The organism is Vibrio sp. PSi01, from assembly GCF_054960695.1.
Genome location: NZ_JBHNYN010000044.1, coordinates 1 through 831, shown reverse-complemented (window position 1 = coordinate 831; position 831 = coordinate 1). Strand labels below are relative to the sequence as shown.

General features: G+C 42.7%; 2 protein-coding genes. Both read right to left on the bottom strand.

Annotated elements, in window-relative coordinates:
• The coding region (locus ACFI6G_RS22160) for an IS3 family transposase (protein ID WP_462710480.1) at nucleotides 1-185 on the bottom strand (185 nt) is incomplete at its 3' end.
• Nucleotides 186-310: 125 nt separating this feature from the next.
• Nucleotides 311-820: a helix-turn-helix domain-containing protein gene (locus tag ACFI6G_RS22155; RefSeq protein WP_016784615.1), complete on the bottom strand. Its 510-nt coding sequence runs from the start codon at nucleotides 818-820 to the stop codon at nucleotides 311-313.
• Nucleotides 821-831 lie beyond the last annotated feature (11 nt).

Below are 831 nucleotides of genomic sequence, written 5' to 3'. Positions count from 1 at the left end.
GCTGTTCCAGACTCTCCTCGATATGAACGATACTTTTTAATCCTGACCGTCGATTTAAGGTTGAGCTTAGCCATAAGCCTTTGAACCGTTTTGTGATTAAGCTCGAACCCCTGATTTTTTAGTTCCAAGTGAATTCGGCGGTAGCCGTATCGCCCCTTATGCTCATGATAAATTGACTTTATCAACCGCAGCTCACGTTCGTAGCTATTTGGGCGCTTGCTCGTTTGAGCCTGATAATAAAAGACACTTTTTGCCAACTGTAGAGTGTGCAGTAAGTGCTTTAACGGGTACTTGCTTTTAAGAGTTAGAGCTATGACCGCTTTTTCTTTGTTCGACGGTTTTTTTCCTGCTCCAACTCTTCCAACTTTTTTAGAACGGCATTCTCGGTTCGCAAATAGACCAACTCCTCTTTTAGCTCCTCAAGTGTCATTTCATCATCAGGCTTAGTGGTACGTTGAGGTTGCTTTTTCATTGAGGGTCTTCCTTTCTGGCGCATTTTGAGCCCTTTGATACCGTGCTCATTAAATCGTTTGAGCCAGACAGAGAGTATCCCAGGGGATGAGAGGTTTAATACTGCGCTAGTGTGCGTGAGAGACCATTCATTCGTCCACATTAAATTCAATGCTTTTCGTTTTGTCTGAGCAGTAGCCGCTTGGTTAGTTGGTAAAAATGAATCAGCACCATGGATGGCAAAGACTTGAGCCCAATACCGTATCTGTCTTGAAGAAATTGAATATTGTTTTGCTAAGTAGAGAGATGACGTGCCATCTAAGTATTGCCTAGCAATGATACATTTTAGCTCTCGGCTATATTTGGACATAAAAAGACCCC

Excerpts from the sequence above, each read along its gene's own strand:
- ACFI6G_RS22155 (WP_016784615.1), bottom strand. The coding sequence starts at position 820 with ATGTCCAAATATAGCCGAGAGCTAAAATGTATCATTGCTAGGCAATAC.